Below are 17682 nucleotides of genomic sequence, written 5' to 3'. Positions count from 1 at the left end.
TCAGGCCTCCTTGCCATCGGCACCGACCAGAATGGTGGTGTCGCTAAGAAATTGGTATGGCGGAATGACCAGGTTCAGCGGTGCGGGGACGCCCTGGAACACTCGACCAGCCATGTCGAATTTGGAGCCATGGCAGGGGCAGAAGAAGCCGGAAGTTACCCCTTGAACCTGCTCGCCGAAGCTGTCGGGCAGATAGGAAGGGGAGCATCCCAGATGAGTGCAGATGCCAACGGCCACGAAGATTTCCGGTTTGATGGATCTGTAGCCATTGTGGGCATAGTCCGGTTGCTGTGGCTCGTCTGACGCAGGATCCCGCAGCTTGTCATCGTGTGCAGCCAGAGCATCCAGCGTCTGCTTGGTGCGCTTCACCACCCAGACCGGTTTGCCACGCCACTCGACGCGGATCAGCTGACCCGGCTCCAGCTTGCTGATATCCACTTCAACCGGGGCCCCTGCCGCCTTGGCTTTGGCACTCGGATTCCATGACTTAATAAACGGCACTGCGGTAAAAGCAGCTCCTACACCGCCAACGGCAACCGTTGACCAGGTAAGAAATCTGCGGCGACCGGTATCAACTGGCGCATTGCTCATCCAAAAACTCTCCCATGTGGACTCCGCTCATTCTTATAGTGTCCCTGTTTACTTCTCCTCTCCCTCTGACAACTGCGATGGAAGCGGAGTGGCAATTGACACAGAAAGACCATGGAAATTTTAAAGAAAAGATAACAATTTGACAAGAAAGGGAGTCGATGGGCAAAAACAATAAATACACAATTTTTTGTCTTTTGTGACGTATGCTTAGCATTGTCACATGTAACATTACCAATAAAAAAAGCCTGGCAAATTGCCAGGCTTTTTTGACACTCCTGAGAGTGCGTACCAAAAGCGAATTAACGCTTGGAGTACTGCGGACGCTTACGCGCTTTGTGCAGACCGACTTTCTTACGCTCAACCTTACGGGCATCACGAGTAACAAAGCCAGCTTTACGCAGTTCGGAACGCAGGGTCTCGTCGTACTGCATCAGAGCACGAGTGATACCGTGGCGGATCGCACCAGCTTGACCGGAGATGCCACCACCGTTAACGGTAATGTACAGATCCAGTTTCTCGGTCATCTCGACCAGTTCCAGCGGCTGACGAACTACCATGCGGGCAGTCGGACGGCCGAAGTATTGCTCCAGGGAGCGCTGGTTGATTACGATTTTACCGCTACCCGCTTTGATGAATACGCGAGCAGTGGAGCTTTTGCGACGGCCGGTACCGTAGTATTGATTTTCTGCCATGTTGCCAGTTCCCGTTAGATATCCAGTACTTGAGGTTGCTGAGCAGCATGAGCGTGCTCTGCGCCTGCGTAAACTTTCAGCTTACGGAACATGGCACGGCCCAGCGGGCCCTTCGGCAGCATGCCCTTGACGGCAGCTTCGATTACCATTTCCGGCTTACGCTGAATCAGCTTGTCGAAGCTGATGGACTTGATACCACCCGGGAAACCGGAGTGAGCGTGGTACATTTTGTCGGTAAATTTCTTACCGGTTACGTGTACCTTCTCAGCGTTTACAACGATGATGTAGTCACCGGTGTCAACGTGCGGAGTGTACTCGGCTTTGTGCTTACCACGCAGACGAGCAGCGATCTCGGTTGCGATACGACCCAGAGTTTTACCTTCTGCGTCCACAATGTACCAGTCACGTTTTACGGTTTCTGGCTTGGCAACGAAAGTTTTCATTAAGTTAAACCCAATTACCTGTTACAGACCCAATTGCTTATGGGGGCTCTCCCACAAACAACAAACGATGGCCTACCTGTACCCCTTCGAATACAAGTAAAGCTTAAAGTGTTGCTGTCTTATCGACAGCTGTAACGTGGGCCGGGCGATTATAAGTGAAGTTGCCTTAAATATCACCTGCTAATTTCACTGCCATGAAGCTAGCAAATGTCGCCCGGCCCTACCTGCCGCAGATGCCCATCCGACTGGCAGGCGCGGTATTGTGACTAAGGAAGGTGCACTCTGGCAAGGTATTCGTGCGATTGCATCTCTTGAAGCCTTGAAAGGCAACGCTTGAATTCGAAATTCAGCAGACCTTCGCCATAGAGCCCGGTCATGGGGACCGCCGCCGATATGATGAGCTTGACGTGCCGCTCATAAAACTCGTCCACCATGGCGATGAAGCGGCGGGCCGCGTCATCCGTGCCGCTGCCCATGGGTTGCACATTGGCCAGCAGGACGGTGTGGAACTCACGGGCCAGTTCGATGTAGTCACCCTGGGAGCGTGGAGTACAGCACAGCTGTTCAAACTCCATATAAAGCACCCCTTCCCCCACGCCCAGTGCACTCAGTTGGCGATGGTTGACTTCCAGTGCGGCGGCAGTCACCGGCCCAATCCCGGTCAACTGGCTGAAATAATGATCCAGGTTGCTCCTGGCCTGCTCATCCAGCGGGAAGTGATAGATCTCTGCCTGTTCCAGGGTTCGCAGCCGGTAATCGACACCGCCATCGACATTGATCACCTCGCAGTGACGCTCGATAAGCGCGATAGCAGGCAGGAAGCGAGCACGCTGCAACCCGTTGCGGTAGAGATCCTGAGGGGGGATGTTGGATGTGGCCACCAGCACCACGCCATGGCCAAAGAGTTCCTGGAACAGAGTGCCGAGCAGCATGGCATCCGTGATATCCGAGACGAAAAACTCGTCGAAGCAGATGACGTCGGTCTCGTCGGCCAGCTTGCGGGCGATCAGCTTGAGCGGATCGGACTGACCGGTCAGCCCTTTGAGCTCATCGTGCACCCGGTGCATGAAACGGTGGAAGTGGATGCGCAGTTTGCGCTCCCCCGGCAGGCTCTCAAAAAAAGTATCCATCAGCCAGGTCTTGCCTCTGCCCACACCGCCCCACATATATAACCCCTGGACGGGGTCACGGGTTTTCGGCTTTTGCAGCCAACCTAGCAGGCCACGGGATCTGGTCGGAGTCGGGCTTGCGCACAGATCCTGATAGAGTCGCTCCAGGCGAGCGACTGCCATGGCCTGGGCCGGATCGGCCACAAAGCCGGGGCGCTGCAAATCCTGCTGATATTTTTGCTGCGGGGTCATCCTGTAAACCGCCTCCAAGTCCCTGAATGAGGGACAAAATGGTATCACGCTCTCGGGGGGCACGGTATAGTGCCAACGAGGCGTTGCGGTCCATCCGACCGCTTCAAATTCATCGTGTTAGCTGTAACAAGGAGCTTCTATGACTCTGTTTAACGGGATCCTGCTGGCGATCGCCGCCCTGATCATCGGCGTGCTGATCGGCCGCTTCTCTGTCCGTAGCCGAGATGCCGGACGCCTGGAACAGGAGCTGAAAAAAGCCCACAAGGAGCTGGAAAGCTACCAGGGACAGATCACCACCCACTTCGCCGACAGCGCCGCCCTGATGGAGCAACTGGCCGAACAGTACCAGACCCTTTATCGCCACATGGCGGAACAGAGCAAGTTCCTGGCCAAGGTACAGGAACCACTGTTCCGCGAACCCGAAGTGGAAGAAACAGGCGATGCCGCCAACAGCGAGGAGCCGGGCCTTCCTCCCCGCGATTACGCCGGTGCGTCCGGCCTGCTCAAGCAGCCGGGCTGATCGTCGGTTGAACTAATTACGCTTTATCGTGGTCAGACCTTGACGATTGCACTGCAACTTTTTCTGGGAGCTGTTTCTCATATGCGTAAATCTCTTTCTGTATTCAGTGTCTTAGCCCTCAGTGTCGGTATCGCCATGTCCTCAGCACCGGCGCAGGCCGCACTGCCCCTGATGGCGAACAACCAGGAGATGCCGAGCCTGGCCCCCGTCCTCGAGCAGGTGACCCCTGCCGTGGTCAACATCTCCGTCTCTGGCAAGAAGATCACCCGCCAACGCCTGCCGGAACAATTCCGCTTCTTCTTCGGCCCCAACATGCCTGACGAGCAGGTGAGCGAGCAGCCCTTCCAGGCGCTTGGTTCCGGCGTCATCATCGATGCCAAGAAAGGCTACGTGATCACCAACGCCCACGTGGTCCACGAGGCGGACGAGATCAAGGTCAACCTGAAGGATGGCCGTGAGTATGCGGCCAAGAAAATAGGGGAAGACAAACAGTCGGATATCGCCCTGCTGCAAATCAAGGCCGAGGATCTGGTGCAGATCAAGTTCGCCGACTCCGACGAGCTGAGAGTCGGTGACTACGCGCTGGCCATCGGCAACCCGTTCGGCCTGGGCCAGACCGTCACCTCCGGCATTGTCAGCGCCCTGGGTCGCAGCGGCCTCAACATCGAAAATCTGGAGAACTTCATCCAGACCGATGCGGCCATCAACTCCGGCAACTCGGGCGGCGCCCTGCTCAACCTGCGCGGGGAGCTGATCGGCATCAACACCGCCATCCTGGGCCCCAACGGCGGCAACATCGGCATCGGCTTTGCCATCCCGTCCAACATGGTGCGCGATCTCTCCGAGCAGATCGTGAAATACGGCGAAGTGCGCCGTGGCCAGCTGGGGATTACCGGCACCGAGCTCACCAGCGAAATCGCCAAGACCTTCGGCTACAACAAGAAGGACGGTGCCTTCGTCAACCAGGTCATGCCTGACTCCGCCGCCGCCAAGGCAGGCATCAAGGCAGGCGACATCATCATCAGCATCGATGGCAAGCCCATCCGCTCCTTCGGCGAGCTGCGTGCCAAAATCGCCACCATGGGGGCCGACAAGCAGGTCTCGCTCGGCCTCATCCGTGACGGCAAGGAGCAGACCGTCAAGGTCACCCTGAAGAAAGCGGATGACAGCGAGATCCTGGCCAGCGCCCTGCATCCGGCACTGGAAGGGGCCAAGCTGAGCACCATCACGGACCCCGTGACCGGCGTGGCCGTCTCCGACATCGATCCCCGCTCACCGGCAGCCGCCTCCGGCCTGCAGAAGGGTGACATCATCATCGGAGTCAACCGCCAGCGCATCAACTCCATGGGTGAACTGACCAAGGTGTTGAAAAACAAGCCGGAAGTCCTGGCGCTGAACATTCAGCGCGGCGACTCCTCGCTCTATTTGGTGATCCGTTAAGCCCCTCACACCCGCGGCAACCGCCGCGGGTGATTTTTATCCATCGATAATGTTATTCTCTGCCCGCAGCCTGTACGGACGAGAAAGACATGAAAATCCCACCTCTGATCAGCTACTTGGGCAAGTCCGTCGGCTTTGGCCTCGCCATGGCTGCGCTTTTGTTGCTGGTGTTCCCCGATTTTCGCGGCGGCGCTCCCCTGCCGGGCCTCATCACCAACGCCCGCGAGCTGAGCTTCTCCTACGCGGCCCATCGCGCCGGCCCTGCCGTCGTCAACATCTACACCCGCAGCTTCGCCGGCAATCGCGGTGAAAAAGCCGAACTCAGACCCCAGGGGCTGGGGTCCGGCGTCATCATGAACCAGCGCGGTCACGTGCTCACCAACTATCACGTCATCGCCGATGCGGACCAGATCATCGTCGCCCTGCAAGATGGTCGGGTGTTCAGTGCAGAGCTGGTCGGCACCGACAAACTGACCGATCTGGCGGTGCTCTACATCGAATCGGACAACCTGCCGGTGATCCCTCAGGACCCGGATCGTCTGCCGGACGTGGGAGACGTGGTGCTCGCCATCGGCAACCCCTACAACGTCGGCCAGACCATCACCCAGGGCATCATCAGCGCCACCGGGCGTATCGGCCTCTCCAGCATGGGGCCGGACAGCAATGGCAGACAGGATCTGCTGCAAACCGATGCCGCCATCAACGAGGGCAACTCCGGAGGCGCCCTGGTCAATGGCCGTGGCGATCTGGTGGGTATCAATACCGCCGCCTACCACCTCAACGGCAATCAAGAGAGCTATGGCATCAGTTTTGCCATCCCCTACAAGCTGGCCAAGCGCATCATGGACGAGCTGATCGCCAACGGTCGAGTCATCCGCGGCTACCTCGGCATCTCCAGCGTCGAGATCAATCCCATCGTCGCGCGCATGCTGAACCTGGGGGACTTGCAGGGGTTGGTGGTGGAGAGCCTGGATCCCAATGGCCCAGCCACCAAGGCCGGTCTCAAACGTGGGGATGTGCTGCTCAAGATCAACGGAGAGGCCATCACCGGCGTGCGTCCCGTCATGGACAAGATCGTAGAGAGCCGCCCCGGCACCAAGCTCACCATCTCGGTGATCCGCAACGGCAAGCCGCTGGACGTCGATGTCATCATCGAAGAGGACCTGCGCTACCAGAATCAGACCCTGCCGACCAGCAGTGCGGCACCCGCCACCTGAGAGGCGGATCCTCGCAGGGCCCGACAGGGCCTTTTTTGTGCCCGCTTTCCTCCGGCTCCCACCTGTGCGTGAGACAGCTCACACATTGCGCCAATGAGCAATCGGGCGAAGGCGACGTCAAAACCCGCCACCGATCACACTCCCTTGCCGCCAGTCCGCTCCTTTCCTCTTCTTGATCGCCAAAAGGGCTTCTTTTGATGCCTTTCCCTCCGGATTTCCACTTCGAATCGGAAAAAACCTGCCTCCTCCCGCACTCTCCTCCGCTTTATGGTGATCCCATCTTTTCTGCCAGCCTGGAGAGCCGACCTTGAATACCGACACCCATGACGCCCCCCTGACCCCGGACAGCCCGGCACTGCTGCGCAAGACCGACCTGACCCTGGCCCGCATTCACAACCTGCTGGCGGATCAGGGCATATGCCCCAACGACGTGCAGCAACAGATGCTGGCCTCCCACGTCAAAGCCATGGTGTGGCGCTCCTACAGCGGGGAATCCCTGCCGGAGGTCGACCTCAGCCTGTTCGAGGAGATCTCCCCCCTCTCCCTGCGCCTGGCAGAGCAGGTCGTTGCCTGGCTCGACCGCCTCGCCTACGAGGAGGCACACCTCTTGTCCGTCCATTTTGAAGTGGCCAAAGAAAACGAACTCAGCTCAGTAAAAGGAGAACGCTAAATGACTGCCATCAAACTCGTGATTGGAGATCGTCTCGGCAAGGGTCAGAAAGTGGGGGCGGGCGCAGAAGCCGCCGGCGCCACCGTGACCGTCATCCCCGGCATGGCCGCCGACATGAAGCTCGGTGATGTGATGAACAAGGAGCAGGCCGACCTTGGCATCTCCTTCTGCGGCAGCGGTGGCGCGGGTGCCATCACGGCCCAGACCAAGTACGGCTACAAGTGCCGCTACGGCATGCGATCCATCGAGGAGGGTGTCACCGCCATCAACGAGGGGTGCGTGGTACTGGGCTTCGGCTTCATGGACAAGGAAGAGCTGGGCCAGAAGCTGATCGAAGCCTTCGCCAAGAAACACGGACGCGCCTGATGAAAGAGCACTTCACCACTCGGATCACGGTCAACGGCAAGGGGGCGACTCGCCAGCAGGCGTTCGCCGCCGCCCTCAGCCAGGTGCAACCCAGCCTGCTCAAGGAGAGCCCCAAGGTGATGCTGCGCATCGAACCCCTCGAGGTCGAGGTGCTCGAGGCCGAGGAGTCGGCACGGGTGGAGAAGTTCCTGTTCTTCTTCCTGCCACGCCAGCGCCACGAGTTCCGGGTCCGGCTGGCGATCACCGTCAAGGTCACCAGCCTGGATGTCGACAAGGTGGATTTCACCCGGGCCTGACCCCACAACCAAAAGGACAAGTTGGATGTTTCTAATCATTTTGATGAAGTCACTCATCATCGGCGGCCTGGTAGGCGTCGGGGTGGGGGCTGGCGCGGCGCGGATGTTCCACGCCCCGACCGTACAGGGGATGGGCGCGTTCCGTACCCTGGGCGAGCTCAACTCCTGCGAAGGGGACCCGCTTCCCACTTCTCGTTCGGTCTGGGCTTCTTCTTCAACGCCTGGGCCTCCACGGTCGCGGCCGGCGCCTTCACCCAGGACGTGGATCACCGCATCCTGCCGAACTGGGGTGCAGCGGCCCTGATGATCAAGAACCGGGATCTCGCCACCACCCTCCATGATCCCAAAAAGATGGCCATCGCCTGCGGCATCATTGGTGCCATCGTGGTCGCCTTCCTCAACAGCACGGCCGCCGCCGTACCTGCCGCCCTGCAGGTGACCGCGGTCAAGGTGTTGGTTCCCGCCGCCAACCTGCTGGTCAACACCGTCATGCCGGTGATTTTCTGGCTGGCCGCCATCGAGGCAGGCAAGAAGTCCGGCTTCTGGGCCACCATCTTCGGTGGTCTGGCCCAGCTCATCATGGGCAACGCGGTACCAGGCCTGGTGCTTGGCATCCTGATCGGCAAGGGGGTGGAGGAGAGCGGCTGGAACCACGTCACCAAGGTGATGATGAGTGCCATCGTCCTGCTGTTCGTGCTGAGCGGCTTCTTCCGCGGCTTTGACATGAAACTCATTGAATCCTTCCACCTGGGCGTTCCCCTGTGGCTGGAAAACGTCCACAACCTCATGAGCGGAAAATAAGGAAGCACACCATGGATGAGAAACTGAGAAACAACTTCTGGTATGCCGACTGGTCCTTCCCCATCTTTGTCGGTCTGCTCTCTTCCGGCGTCTTCGCCGGTACCCACATGTTCTACCTCTACGGGGTCGGCGCCTTCAACGAGGTGGCCTTCGTTGCCATGCTCAAGGCCGGCATGGACACGGGGGCCTATGGTGCAGTCGCCGCCTTCGGTGCCAGCTTCCTGTTCGCCCGCATCATCGAGGGCTCCCTGGTGGGGATCCTCGACATCGGCGGCGCCATCCAGACCGGAGTCGGCCTCGGAGTGCCCGCCCTGCTGCTGGGGGCCGGCATCATCTATCCGGTGGAAAACTTCACCGCTTCCCTGACCACCGGCATGGGGATTGGGATGGCCATCGGCTACGTGATCATCCTGGCGCGCAAGTTCACCATCAACCAGAGCAACTCCACCTACGGGGCGGACGTCATGATGGGGGCTGGCAACAGCTCCGGCCGCTTCCTCGGTCCCCTCATCATCCTCTCCGCCATGGGCGCCTCCATTCCCATCGGGATAGGCTCCCTGCTGGGTGCCCTGCTGTTCTACATCTGGGAGAAGCCCATCACGGGCGGCGCCATTCTGGGGGCCATGCTGTTCGGGACCTTCTTCCCCATCGCCCTGGCTTAATCCAAGGCCGTCTCTTGGGCGGCATTCAAGAACCTGTTTGCGCTCTGCCGCGAAAGGTCGTCAGCAAGGTGAAGAGCAGCGCAGGGGCCGGAGCGTATGGATAGACGTGAAAACTCCTGGTTACAAATACGCGAGCAGCACATGAGCCTTGGAAGCGGCCTCGCAGTAAGAGCACAAGCAGGTTCCAAGAGGGATATCAGCATGTACGACATGATCATCAGGGCGGGACGCCTGGGAAACGGGCAGCTTGTCGACGTCGCCATCAAGCATGGCAAGATAGCGGCGCTGGGTTCGCTGCCAGAGAGCACGGAGGCGAAGCATACCCTCACTCTGGGCGGGCAGGTCCATGTGAGCGCAGGCTGGATTGACGGCCACACCCACTGCTACCCCGCCTCCCCCATCTATCACGATGAGCCGGACAAGGTGGGCGTGGAATCCGGCGTCACCACCGTCATCGACGCCGGCAGCACCGGAGCCGACGATGTGGACGACTTCCAGCGTCTCGCCGCCACCTGCAAGACCCGGGTGCACGCCCTGCTCAACATCTCCCGCATCGGTCTGCTGCGTCAGAACGAGCTGGCGGATCCGGCAGACATCGATCCCGCCCTCGCCCAGGCGGCCATCCGGCGCCATCCCGGCTTCATCGTCGGCATCAAGGCGCGCATGAGCGGCAGCGTGGTGGGTGAAAGCGGTCTGCAACCCCTGCGCATGGCCAAGCAGATCCAGCAGGCCAATGGCAACCTGCCACTGATGGTGCACGTGGGCAACACGCCGCCGGATCTGGACGAGATCGTCGCCCTGCTGGGGGATGGCGATCTGCTGACCCACTGCTTCAACGGCAAGCCCAACCGCATCCTGACCCCTGCGGGTGAACTGCGCCAGGCGGTGCGCGAGGCGATGCGGCGGGGACTCTTGCTCGACATCGGCCATGGCGGTGCCAGCTTCAGCTTCGAGGTGGCAGAGCTGGCCATTGCCCAGGGCATCCTGCCCCACACCATCAGTTCAGACATCTACTGCAAGAACCGCATCAAGGGGCCCGTCTACAGCCTTGCCCACGTGATGTCGAAGTTCTTCGCCATCGGCATGACTCTGGAGCAGGTACTCGCCTGCGTCACTCACCAGGCCGCCGATGCCCTGCGCCTGCCCGGTAAGGGGCGACTCGAGGTGGGCGCCGATGCAGACATCACCCTGTTCCAGGTGAGCTGCGGCCCCATTCTCTTTACCGATACCGAGGCCGGCACCCGCAACGGTGACCGGCAACTGCTCCCTCTCGCCGCCCTGGTGGGCGGCGAACTGGTTCTGACTCACTACGGGAAATCACACCATGCCTTCTGTGTATGAGAAATACCGGCTCAAACCGGTGATCAACGCCTCCGGGCGCATGACCATCCTCGGCGTCTCCACCCCCGAGCAGGAGGTGGTCGATGCGGTCAACTTCGGCCTCGGCCACTACTTCGAGGTGAAGGATCTGGTCAACAAGACCGGCGCCTACCTGGCCGATCTGCTGGGCGTTGAAGATGCGGTTGTGGTCTCCTGCGCCAGCGCCGGCATCGCCCAGTCGGTGGCCGCCGTGATCGTGCGCGGCGACCCCTATCGCCTCGAGCAGTTGCATGCTCATGCCCACGACGTGCCGAGCGACATCGTGCTGCCCAAGGGCCACAACGTGAACTTTGGTGCCCCCGTCGGCACCATGGTCAACCTGGGGGGCGGCAGGGTGATGGAGGCAGGCTACGCCAACGAGTGCTCACCCGCCCAGCTGGCCGCCGCCATCAATGCCAATACCGCCGCCATCCTCTACATCAAGTCCCACCACTGCGTGCAGAAGAGCATTCTGTCGGTGACCGAGGCGGCCGAGGTGGCCAAGGCCCACGGGATCCCGCTCATCGTCGATGCAGCGGCCTAAGAGGATCTGCGTCTCTACTACAACCAGGGTGCGGATCTGGTCATCTACAGCGGCGCCAAGGCCATCGAAGGGCCCACCAGCGGCCTGGTGCTCGGCAGACGTCAGTATGTGGAGTGGGTCAAGCAGCAGGCTGGCGGCATAGGCCGCGCCATGAAGGTGGGCAAGGAGGGGATCCTCGGCCTGACCCACGCCATCGAGCGCTACCTGGCCAAAGAGAAGGAGAGCGGCACCGCCATGGTCGCCAAGATGACCCCCTTCATCGAGCGCCTCAATCAGCTGCCCGGCGTCACCGCCAAAGTGGTGTGGGACAGCGCGGGGCGCGACATCGCCCGCACCGACATCGCCTTCGACCACCAGCAGATCCGCATGACCACGGTGGAAGTGGTCTCCCGTCTGCAACAGAGTACCCCCGCCATCTACTGCCGCGGCTACAAGGCCAACGAGGGGCACATCGAGATAGACGTGCGCAGCGTCACCCTGCCCCAGCTCGACCAGATCCACTCCGCCATTGCCCACCTCGTTCAGGAGAACAACTGATGTCTCTTACCCCCAATTACTACCGCGATCGGGTCTGCCTCAACGTGCTGGCAGGTTCCAAAGAGAATGCCGTCGACATTTATGAGGCCGCCGAGGGCCACGTCCTGGTCGGTGTGCTCTCCAAGAACTACCCGGACATCCCCTCTGCCGTCGCCGACATGCAGGCCTACGCCAAACTTATCGACAACGCCCTCTCCATCGGGCTGGGAGCAGGTGATCCGCGCCAGTCCGCCATGGTGGCCGAGCTGGCCCGCCAGTTGCAGCCTCAGCATGTCAATCAGGTGTTCACCGGGGTCGGGGCCAGCCGGGCGCTGCTCGGTCAAGCTGACACCCTCGTCAATGGCCTTGTCTCCCCCACCGGCACCCCCGGCATGGTGAAGATCTCCACCGGCCCCCTCAGCGCGCAGCAGGCTGACGGCATCGTCCCCATCGATACCGCCATTGCCCTGCTCAAGGACATGGGCGGCAGCTCGGTCAAGTTCTTCCCCATGGGGGGACTCGCCTGCCGCACCGAGTATCAGGCAGTGGCCGAGGCCTGTGCCCGCCACGGCTTCTGGCTGGAGCCCACCGGCGGCATCGATCTTGAGAACTTCGAGGAGATAGTGCGGATCGCGCTGGAGGCAGGAGTCGAGAAGGTGATCCCCCACGTCTACAGCTCCATCATCGACAGTGTCAGTGGCCAGACCCGGCCGGAGGATGTGCGTACCCTCCTCGCCATGGTGAAGGCACTGCTGGCATAACAATCCCACAGGCACCGGTCCGATCACTGGGCGGTGCCTGGCTTGTTAATGACCCCCTTGTTAACATCGACCCACCATGCGCGACAGGAGTCCTCACCCCCTCATGACCAAGCTGCCCCACCCCAGACTCCAGCAACTGCTCGCCCTGCTTCACGCCGAGCCTCTGCCACAGGAGGAGCTGGCCCGCCGTCTCAATGTTTCCACCCGCACGGTGCGTACCGACGTGGCGACCCTGAACGAGCTCATTGCCACCCGGGGCGCCCACCTGATCCATCAGCGGGGCAGCGGTTACCAGCTCAAGATCTACAATCAGGGACTGTTCGATGCGCTGCTGGCCGCCCAGGGGCAGGAGAGCCCTCTGCCTCGCACCAGCCGCGAGCGGGTGCTGCACCTCCAGGTCTTGCTGCTGACGGCGGAACAGGGGATCAAACTCGACGAGCTGGCGGACACTTGGTATCTAAGCCGGGCGGCTTTGCAAGGGGACATGACGGAGGTGCGGGAGCGGCTCGCCCACTTCGGGCTCACCATCGACAGCAAACCCAGAGTGGGGATGCGCATTGCGGGAAGCGAGATGGCGATCCGCGCCTGCCTCACCCAACTGCTCTGCCAGGAGCTGCTGCACCAGCATCCGCTCCAGAGCCTGTTGCCCACCCTCTGCCCCAGCAAGACGCTGGAGGTAGTGGGCAACCACATTCACGAGCAACTCGGTCGCCATCAGCTGCGCCTGGCCGACGAGAGCCTGCAGCAAGTCACCGTCTACTGTGCCGTCGCCCTGCTTCGCCAGGCGTCTGGCCACGAGTTGCGCCAGTTTGCCAGCGACGACATCACCCCGCCCCTGGCAGTGGTGGCCCGCGACATCTATGCCGAGCTACCAACCCTGACGTCACCGGGGCAGGAAGAGATCGCCTGTCTCGCCATCCAGATCCAGGCTCGCCTCACTGCAGAGACGCCCCTGCTCAGCCCGGCCATGGCGGCCGAGAGCGAGCAGCTGACTACGCACCTGCTGGGTTACATCCACCACCACTACCCCTATGACCTGCGCGGCGACCCGCAATTGCGAGCCGACCTGCAGACCCATATCGGCGCCATGCTGCTGCGGGTCAAATACCAGATTGGCAGCCACAATCCCCTGGCGGACCACATCAAGCAGTATTACCCCCTCGCCTACGACATCACCCTGGCGGCCATCTCTGAGTGGATCAGGCAGACCCCCTACCGGTTGACCCACCACGAGATCGGCTACCTGGTGATCCACATCGGGGTCGGCCTAGAGCGCCACTACGACATCGGTTACACCCGGCGCCCCCAGGCGCTGCTGCTGTGCGATGCGGGCAACGCCACCTTCCGGGTGCTGGAAGCACGCATCCGGCGGGAATACCCCCAACTGCAGCTGACCACGCTGGAGTCGGTGCGGGACTATGAGGGACTGGTACGAGTCGAGCAGGATTTCGTCATCAGCACCCTCAAGGTGAGCGAGAAGAATGCTCCCGTGGTGCAGGTCTCCCCCTTCCCGACCCAGTACCAGCTGGAGCAGCTCGGCAAGCTGGTGCTCGTCGATCGCACCCGTCCCTATCTGCTCGACAAGTATTTCGATGCCGACCACTTCATGGTGCTTGATGAACCCATCAGCCAGGGGGCGCTGTTTGATCGCATCTGCAGCCAGCTTGAGGCGGAGGATCTGGTGGAGAGCGGATTCCGGGGATCCTTGCAGGAGCGGGAGCAGATCGTCTCAACCATGCTGGGGGACGGCATCGCTCTGCCCCACTCCCTCGGCCTGCTGGCGCGCCGCACCCTGGTCTATACCGTGCTGGCCCCCCAAGGGATCGATTGGGGCAACGGCGAGAGCGCTACCCTCATCTTCGTGCTGGCCATCGCCAAGGCGGATTATGAGGAAGCCATGGGACTTTATGATCTGTTTCTGGCACTGATGAACGAAAAAGCCAGCAGAAGTCTGCTGGCTTGTCGGGATTTTGCCGCTTTCAAGGCGCTGGCTCGCAGCGCACCTTGAGCACGCCGAGGCGTATTACTCCTCATTGAAGCCCGAGGTGAACAGCGCCACCACGGCGGCCAGGGCCTCTACCTCTTCGGGACCCTCCACCTGCACCTCCACCTGTTTGCCCTGGGCGGAGTCCAGCATCAGCAGGCCGATCACGCTGTCCGCGTCGGCCTCGACCCCCTCTTCGTTGCGCAGCAACACGTGGGCATCGAACCCCTGCACCAGCTCGAACAGCATCATGGCCGGTCGGGCGTGAATGCCTAACTTGTTTTTGACTTCTACTGAGGCGGAAACGGTCATCTGAGCATCCTGTGGATCTGTCAGGCGGGGTTTGAACGCTTGTCCAACGTACGATGGCGGATCTGCACGTTCTTGCCAAGCAACCGGAATGCGCTGGCCAGCCGCTCGGCGATGAACACCGAGCGGTGCTGTCCGCCGGTACAGCCGATCCCGACGGTCACATAGCTGCGATTGTTGCGCTCCAGGTGGGGCAACCAGGTCCCCAGCATGTTCTCGATCTGCTGGATGAACAGCATGACATCCGGCTGGCTGGAGAGGTAGTTGGCCACGGGCTCATCCTTGCCAGTGAAGGGCTTGAGCTCCGGGATCCAGTGCGGGTTGGGCAGGAAACGGGCGTCGAACACGAAGTCCGCATCCTTGGGAATGCCGTACTTGAAGCCGAATGACTCGAACACCAGCACCAGCTCGTTCTCTTTCTTGCCGAGCACCCGGGTTTTGATGAGCTCGCTGAGATCGTGAATGCTGAGGTTGGTGGTGTCGATGCGCAGGTCGGCGGTCGAGGAGAGCGGTGCCAGCAGGTGGGTCTCTTCCCGGATCGCCTCGTCCAGCGAAAGCTTGTTGCGGGACAGAGGGTGCAGACGGCGGCTCTCACCGTAGCGTTTGAGCAGGGTCGCGTTGTCCGCATCGAAGAAGAAGCTCGAAAACTTGACTCGCCCCTCGTTGCGCACCTGGCTCAGCAGGTTCTCCAGCCTGTCTGCCTGGGCAGGCAGGTTGCGCACGTCGATGCTGACAGCCAGCTTGTCATACTGGCTCTCCACCGACACGATCAACTGGGGCAGCAGGTTGACCGGCAGGTTGTCCACGCAGTAGTACCCGAGATCCTCGAGCACCCTCAGGGCCACCGTCTTGCCGGAGCCCGAACGACCGCTTACTACTATTAACTGCATCTTGTCCCCTCACGCCAACGTGGCTGTGTCAGACCCGGCCTCAGGCCGACGTCATGATCTGATAGAGTTCTTCGTCGCTGGTCGCCTGGCGCAGCTGGCGGCAGACGGCCTTGTCACCCAGTTTGGATGCCATCAGGGAAAGAGTCTTGAGGTGCTGCTTGCACTCGCTTTCCGGCACCAGCAATGCAAAGAGCAGGTCAACCGGTTGATTGTCGATAGAATCGAAAGGGATGGGCTCGGAGAAGGTCATCAACACGGCGGTCGGCGCGAAGGCGTCGTCAATCCGGCCGTGGGGGATGGCGATACCGGCTCCGATCCCGGTACTGCCCATCTTTTCCCGCGCCAGCAGGCTTTCAAACAGGACCTGGCGGGAAGCGCCAAGGCGCTCTGCGGCCAGTTCACTGATGATCTCGAGCGCGCGTTTCTTGCTGGTACAAGGGACCGCACTCTTGGTGCAGTCCCGACTCAGTATGTGTTCAAGTTGCATAGTTATTTTTGATTTAACTTATCTTTGTGCTTGATGATCTGCCGATCCAGTTTATCCAGCAGGGTATCAATCGCCGCATACATGTCGGCATGCTGCGAATTGGCGAACACCTCTCCCCCGCTGACATGCAGCTTGGCTTCGGCGATCTGGTTCAGTTTTTCGACGCTCAACACCACGTGTACGTTGTTGATATGGTCAAAGTGACGCTCGAGTTTGGCAAATTTGTTGTTCACATAATCACGCAGAGCTTCGGTAATCTCGACATGGTGTCCGGTCAGGTTAATTTGCATAACGTCTTCCTTTTGTTTGCCTAAACCAGGCGTTTGCGCTGATTGGATGGCGGGATCAACAAGGATTCACGGTACTTTGCGATCGTGCGTCTCGCCACCATAATACCCTGTTCGGCCAGCAAATCCGCGATCTTGCTATCACTAAGCGGCTTGGCGGGGTTTTCCGCCGTCACCAGCTTCTTGATCAGGGCGCGAATAGCGGTCGATGAGCACTCTCCTCCTCCCTCCGTATTGACGTGACTGGAGAAAAAAAACTTCAGTTCAAAAATGCCGCGGGGCGTATGCATGTACTTCTGGGTCGTGACCCGTGAAATGGTCGACTCATGCATCTCCACCGCTTCCGCGATGTCGTTGAGTACCATGGGTTTCATGGCCTCTTCGCCGTACTCGAAAAAGCCCTGCTGCTGCTCGACGATGCAGCTGGCCACCTTGAGCAGGGTGTCGTTACGACTCTCCAGGCTCTTGATGAACCACTTGGCCTCCTGCAAATGAGAACGGATGAACTGGGTATCCGTGCTGCTGCGGGCATTGCGCGCCATGGCCGCATAGGCCTCGTTGACACGGATGCGCGGAGCAGAATCCGGATTGAGTTCAACCACCCACTTGCTGCCCTTCTTGACCACGGACACATCCGGGATCACGTACTGGGATTCACTCTGGATGATGCCGTTGCCGGGTCTGGGCTCCAGTTGCTGGATGAGATCCAGCACCTCCTTGAGATCGCTCTCCTTGAGGCGGGTCTTGCGAGCCAGAGTGCGGTAGTCGCGATTGCCGAGCAGGTCCATGTGTTCGCGGATCACCTCTCTGGCTTCGTCGAGCCAGGGCAGGTCCGGCGAATACTGGCCGAGCTGGATCAGCAGACACTCTTGCACCGAACGGGCGGCGATGCCGACCGGATCGAAATGCTGCACCCGCTTGAGCACGGCTTCGATCTCATCCAGTTCGACTTCTACCTCCTCGCTGCTGACTGCAGCCTGAATATCCTCGAGGGTGGCAGTCAGATACCCGGATTCGTCGATGGCATCGATGATGGCAAGGGCGATGGCAGCATCCACATCACTGAACGGGGTGAGCCGCATCTGCCACAGCAGGTAGTCCTGCAGGTTCTCGGTGGTCTCCCCCTGATAGACGCTGTCTTCCCCGTCATGGATGGGACCTGCGCTCTGGGCCGTACCGGCCGAGTAGACCTCGTCCCAGGTGGTGTCCACCGGCAGTTCATCCGGCATACTCTCCTGGGCCATGGCATCGCTGGAGTCGAGTTGACTGGCGTCCTGTGTCTCTGTCTGACTGGTTTCCTGCGCCTCGTTCTCCTCTTGCTCCAGCAAGGGGTTGTTGTCGAGCGCTTGCTGAATTTCCTGCTGGAGTTCCAGGGTGGAGAGCTGGAGCAGACGAATCGCTTGTTGTAATTGTGGCGTCATGGTCAGGGACTGACCGAGACGCAACTGTAATGTCGGCTTCATCTACGTCGGGATATCCTTATGTT

19 protein-coding genes and 2 pseudogenes are annotated in these 17682 nt (G+C 60.4%); 12 read left to right on the top strand and 9 right to left on the bottom strand.

Going from position 1 to position 17682, the window contains the following annotated elements:
* From petA to zapE, 4 genes are all read right to left on the bottom strand, one after another.
* Positions 1 to 591 carry a ubiquinol-cytochrome c reductase iron-sulfur subunit gene (gene petA, locus J9893_RS05865; protein ID WP_010675854.1) on the bottom strand — a complete coding sequence of 197 codons (591 nt, stop codon included), beginning with the start codon at positions 589 to 591 and terminating at the stop codon, positions 1 to 3.
* 299 nt (positions 592 to 890) lie between these two features.
* The gene (rpsI, locus tag J9893_RS05860) at positions 891 to 1283 is read right to left on the bottom strand and encodes a 30S ribosomal protein S9 (protein ID WP_005336286.1); all 393 of its coding nucleotides are present in this window, start codon (positions 1281 to 1283) and stop codon (positions 891 to 893) included.
* Positions 1284 to 1297: 14 nt separating this feature from the next.
* Entirely contained in the window at positions 1298 to 1726 is a 429-nt protein-coding gene (rplM, locus tag J9893_RS05855; RefSeq protein WP_005336289.1) for a 50S ribosomal protein L13, read from the bottom strand.
* Positions 1727 to 1992: 266 nt separating this feature from the next.
* Positions 1993 to 3087, bottom strand: a complete 1095-nt coding sequence (zapE, locus tag J9893_RS05850; RefSeq protein ID WP_210600906.1) for a cell division protein ZapE — start codon at positions 3085 to 3087, stop codon at positions 1993 to 1995.
* Between the two features lie 139 nt (positions 3088 to 3226).
* Between zapE and J9893_RS05845 the strand changes: the two genes are divergently transcribed.
* From J9893_RS05845 to J9893_RS05790, 12 genes and pseudogenes are all read left to right on the top strand, one after another.
* Entirely contained in the window at positions 3227 to 3607 is a 381-nt protein-coding gene (locus tag J9893_RS05845; RefSeq protein WP_010675856.1) for a YhcB family protein, read from the top strand.
* Positions 3608 to 3688: 81 nt separating this feature from the next.
* A complete protein-coding gene (locus J9893_RS05840) occupies positions 3689 to 5047 on the top strand; it encodes a Do family serine endopeptidase (RefSeq protein WP_029314844.1) in 1359 nt (452 codons plus the stop codon).
* Positions 5048 to 5136: 89 nt separating this feature from the next.
* Complete coding sequence (gene degS / locus J9893_RS05835) at positions 5137 to 6264, top strand: outer membrane-stress sensor serine endopeptidase DegS (RefSeq protein ID WP_113069542.1); 1128 nt, start codon at positions 5137 to 5139, stop codon at positions 6262 to 6264.
* Between the two features lie 307 nt (positions 6265 to 6571).
* Positions 6572 to 6934 carry a transcriptional regulator gene (locus J9893_RS05830; protein WP_103259449.1) on the top strand — a complete coding sequence of 121 codons (363 nt, stop codon included), beginning with the start codon at positions 6572 to 6574 and terminating at the stop codon, positions 6932 to 6934.
* Positions 6935 to 7300: an SFCGS family glycine-rich protein gene (locus J9893_RS05825; RefSeq protein ID WP_010675860.1), complete on the top strand. Its 366-nt coding sequence runs from the start codon at positions 6935 to 6937 to the stop codon at positions 7298 to 7300.
* Entirely contained in the window at positions 7300 to 7596 is a 297-nt protein-coding gene (locus J9893_RS05820) for a DUF4312 family protein (RefSeq protein ID WP_143238146.1), read from the top strand. The genes J9893_RS05825 and J9893_RS05820 overlap by 1 nt, the downstream gene beginning before the upstream one ends.
* Before the next feature lie 25 nt (positions 7597 to 7621).
* A pseudogene (locus tag J9893_RS05815) lies at positions 7622 to 8397 on the top strand (DUF4311 domain-containing protein).
* Positions 8398 to 8408: 11 nt separating this feature from the next.
* Positions 8409 to 9059, top strand: a complete 651-nt coding sequence (locus J9893_RS05810) for a DUF4310 family protein (protein ID WP_143238147.1) — start codon at positions 8409 to 8411, stop codon at positions 9057 to 9059.
* 201 nt (positions 9060 to 9260) lie between these two features.
* Positions 9261 to 10400, top strand: a complete 1140-nt coding sequence (locus tag J9893_RS05805) for an amidohydrolase/deacetylase family metallohydrolase (RefSeq protein WP_143238148.1) — start codon at positions 9261 to 9263, stop codon at positions 10398 to 10400.
* Positions 10384 to 11499, top strand: a pseudogene (locus J9893_RS05800) (DgaE family pyridoxal phosphate-dependent ammonia lyase). The gene J9893_RS05805 and the pseudogene J9893_RS05800 overlap by 17 nt, the downstream one beginning before the upstream one ends.
* On the top strand, positions 11499 to 12239 hold the full coding sequence (locus tag J9893_RS05795; protein ID WP_043154589.1) for a KDGP aldolase family protein: 741 nt from the start codon (positions 11499 to 11501) through the stop codon (positions 12237 to 12239). Before J9893_RS05800 ends, J9893_RS05795 begins: the two are co-directional and overlap by 1 nt.
* Before the next feature lie 103 nt (positions 12240 to 12342).
* A complete protein-coding gene (locus J9893_RS05790) occupies positions 12343 to 14247 on the top strand; it encodes an HTH domain-containing protein (protein ID WP_143238150.1) in 1905 nt (634 codons plus the stop codon).
* Positions 14248 to 14262: 15 nt separating this feature from the next.
* Here J9893_RS05790 and npr read toward each other — a convergent pair whose 3' ends face one another.
* From npr to J9893_RS05765, 5 genes are read right to left on the bottom strand one after another with little or no spacing between them, the layout of a single operon-like run.
* The gene (gene npr, locus J9893_RS05785; protein ID WP_010675868.1) at positions 14263 to 14535 is read right to left on the bottom strand and encodes a PTS phosphocarrier protein NPr; all 273 of its coding nucleotides are present in this window, start codon (positions 14533 to 14535) and stop codon (positions 14263 to 14265) included.
* Positions 14536 to 14555: 20 nt separating this feature from the next.
* On the bottom strand, positions 14556 to 15422 hold the full coding sequence (rapZ, locus tag J9893_RS05780; RefSeq protein WP_010675869.1) for an RNase adapter RapZ: 867 nt from the start codon (positions 15420 to 15422) through the stop codon (positions 14556 to 14558).
* Between the two features lie 40 nt (positions 15423 to 15462).
* Positions 15463 to 15909, bottom strand: a complete 447-nt coding sequence (ptsN, locus tag J9893_RS05775; protein WP_010675870.1) for a PTS IIA-like nitrogen regulatory protein PtsN — start codon at positions 15907 to 15909, stop codon at positions 15463 to 15465.
* A gap of 2 nt (positions 15910 to 15911) precedes the next feature.
* Entirely contained in the window at positions 15912 to 16199 is a 288-nt protein-coding gene (gene hpf, locus J9893_RS05770) for a ribosome hibernation promoting factor (protein ID WP_005305957.1), read from the bottom strand.
* Positions 16200 to 16219: 20 nt separating this feature from the next.
* A complete protein-coding gene (locus tag J9893_RS05765) occupies positions 16220 to 17659 on the bottom strand; it encodes an RNA polymerase factor sigma-54 (protein WP_039040474.1) in 1440 nt (479 codons plus the stop codon).
* Positions 17660 to 17682 lie beyond the last annotated feature (23 nt).

Source organism: Aeromonas sp. MaB10011B (genome assembly GCF_017939325.1).
Lineage (GTDB): Bacteria > Pseudomonadota > Gammaproteobacteria > Enterobacterales > Aeromonadaceae > Aeromonas > Aeromonas caviae.
The sequence above is the reverse complement of the archived record's forward strand: the minus strand, read 5'-3'. Positions and strand labels throughout refer to the sequence as shown.

Bases quoted from the DNA above. Each gene is read 5' to 3' on its own strand.
- J9893_RS05810 (WP_143238147.1), top strand. From the start codon at position 8,409: ATGGATGAGAAACTGAGAAACAACTTCTGGTATGCCGACTGGTCCTTC.
- J9893_RS05790 (WP_143238150.1), top strand. From the start codon at position 12,343: ATGACCAAGCTGCCCCACCCCAGACTCCAGCAACTGCTCGCCCTGCTT.
- zapE (WP_210600906.1), bottom strand. From the start codon at position 3,087: ATGACCCCGCAGCAAAAATATCAGCAGGATTTGCAGCGCCCCGGCTTT.
- J9893_RS05820 (WP_143238146.1), top strand. From the start codon at position 7,300: ATGAAAGAGCACTTCACCACTCGGATCACGGTCAACGGCAAGGGGGCG.
- J9893_RS05840 (WP_029314844.1), top strand. From the start codon at position 3,689: ATGCGTAAATCTCTTTCTGTATTCAGTGTCTTAGCCCTCAGTGTCGGT.
- npr (WP_010675868.1), bottom strand. From the start codon at position 14,535: ATGACCGTTTCCGCCTCAGTAGAAGTCAAAAACAAGTTAGGCATTCAC.
- J9893_RS05765 (WP_039040474.1), bottom strand. From the start codon at position 17,659: ATGAAGCCGACATTACAGTTGCGTCTCGGTCAGTCCCTGACCATGACG.
- hpf (WP_005305957.1), bottom strand. From the start codon at position 16,199: ATGCAAATTAACCTGACCGGACACCATGTCGAGATTACCGAAGCTCTG.
- degS (WP_113069542.1), top strand. From the start codon at position 5,137: ATGAAAATCCCACCTCTGATCAGCTACTTGGGCAAGTCCGTCGGCTTT.
- rplM (WP_005336289.1), bottom strand. From the start codon at position 1,726: ATGAAAACTTTCGTTGCCAAGCCAGAAACCGTAAAACGTGACTGGTAC.
- ptsN (WP_010675870.1), bottom strand. From the start codon at position 15,909: ATGCAACTTGAACACATACTGAGTCGGGACTGCACCAAGAGTGCGGTC.
- rpsI (WP_005336286.1), bottom strand. From the start codon at position 1,283: ATGGCAGAAAATCAATACTACGGTACCGGCCGTCGCAAAAGCTCCACT.
- J9893_RS05845 (WP_010675856.1), top strand. From the start codon at position 3,227: ATGACTCTGTTTAACGGGATCCTGCTGGCGATCGCCGCCCTGATCATC.
- J9893_RS05805 (WP_143238148.1), top strand. From the start codon at position 9,261: ATGTACGACATGATCATCAGGGCGGGACGCCTGGGAAACGGGCAGCTT.
- petA (WP_010675854.1), bottom strand. From the start codon at position 591: ATGAGCAATGCGCCAGTTGATACCGGTCGCCGCAGATTTCTTACCTGG.
- J9893_RS05825 (WP_010675860.1), top strand. From the start codon at position 6,935: ATGACTGCCATCAAACTCGTGATTGGAGATCGTCTCGGCAAGGGTCAG.
- J9893_RS05795 (WP_043154589.1), top strand. From the start codon at position 11,499: ATGTCTCTTACCCCCAATTACTACCGCGATCGGGTCTGCCTCAACGTG.
- rapZ (WP_010675869.1), bottom strand. From the start codon at position 15,422: ATGCAGTTAATAGTAGTAAGCGGTCGTTCGGGCTCCGGCAAGACGGTG.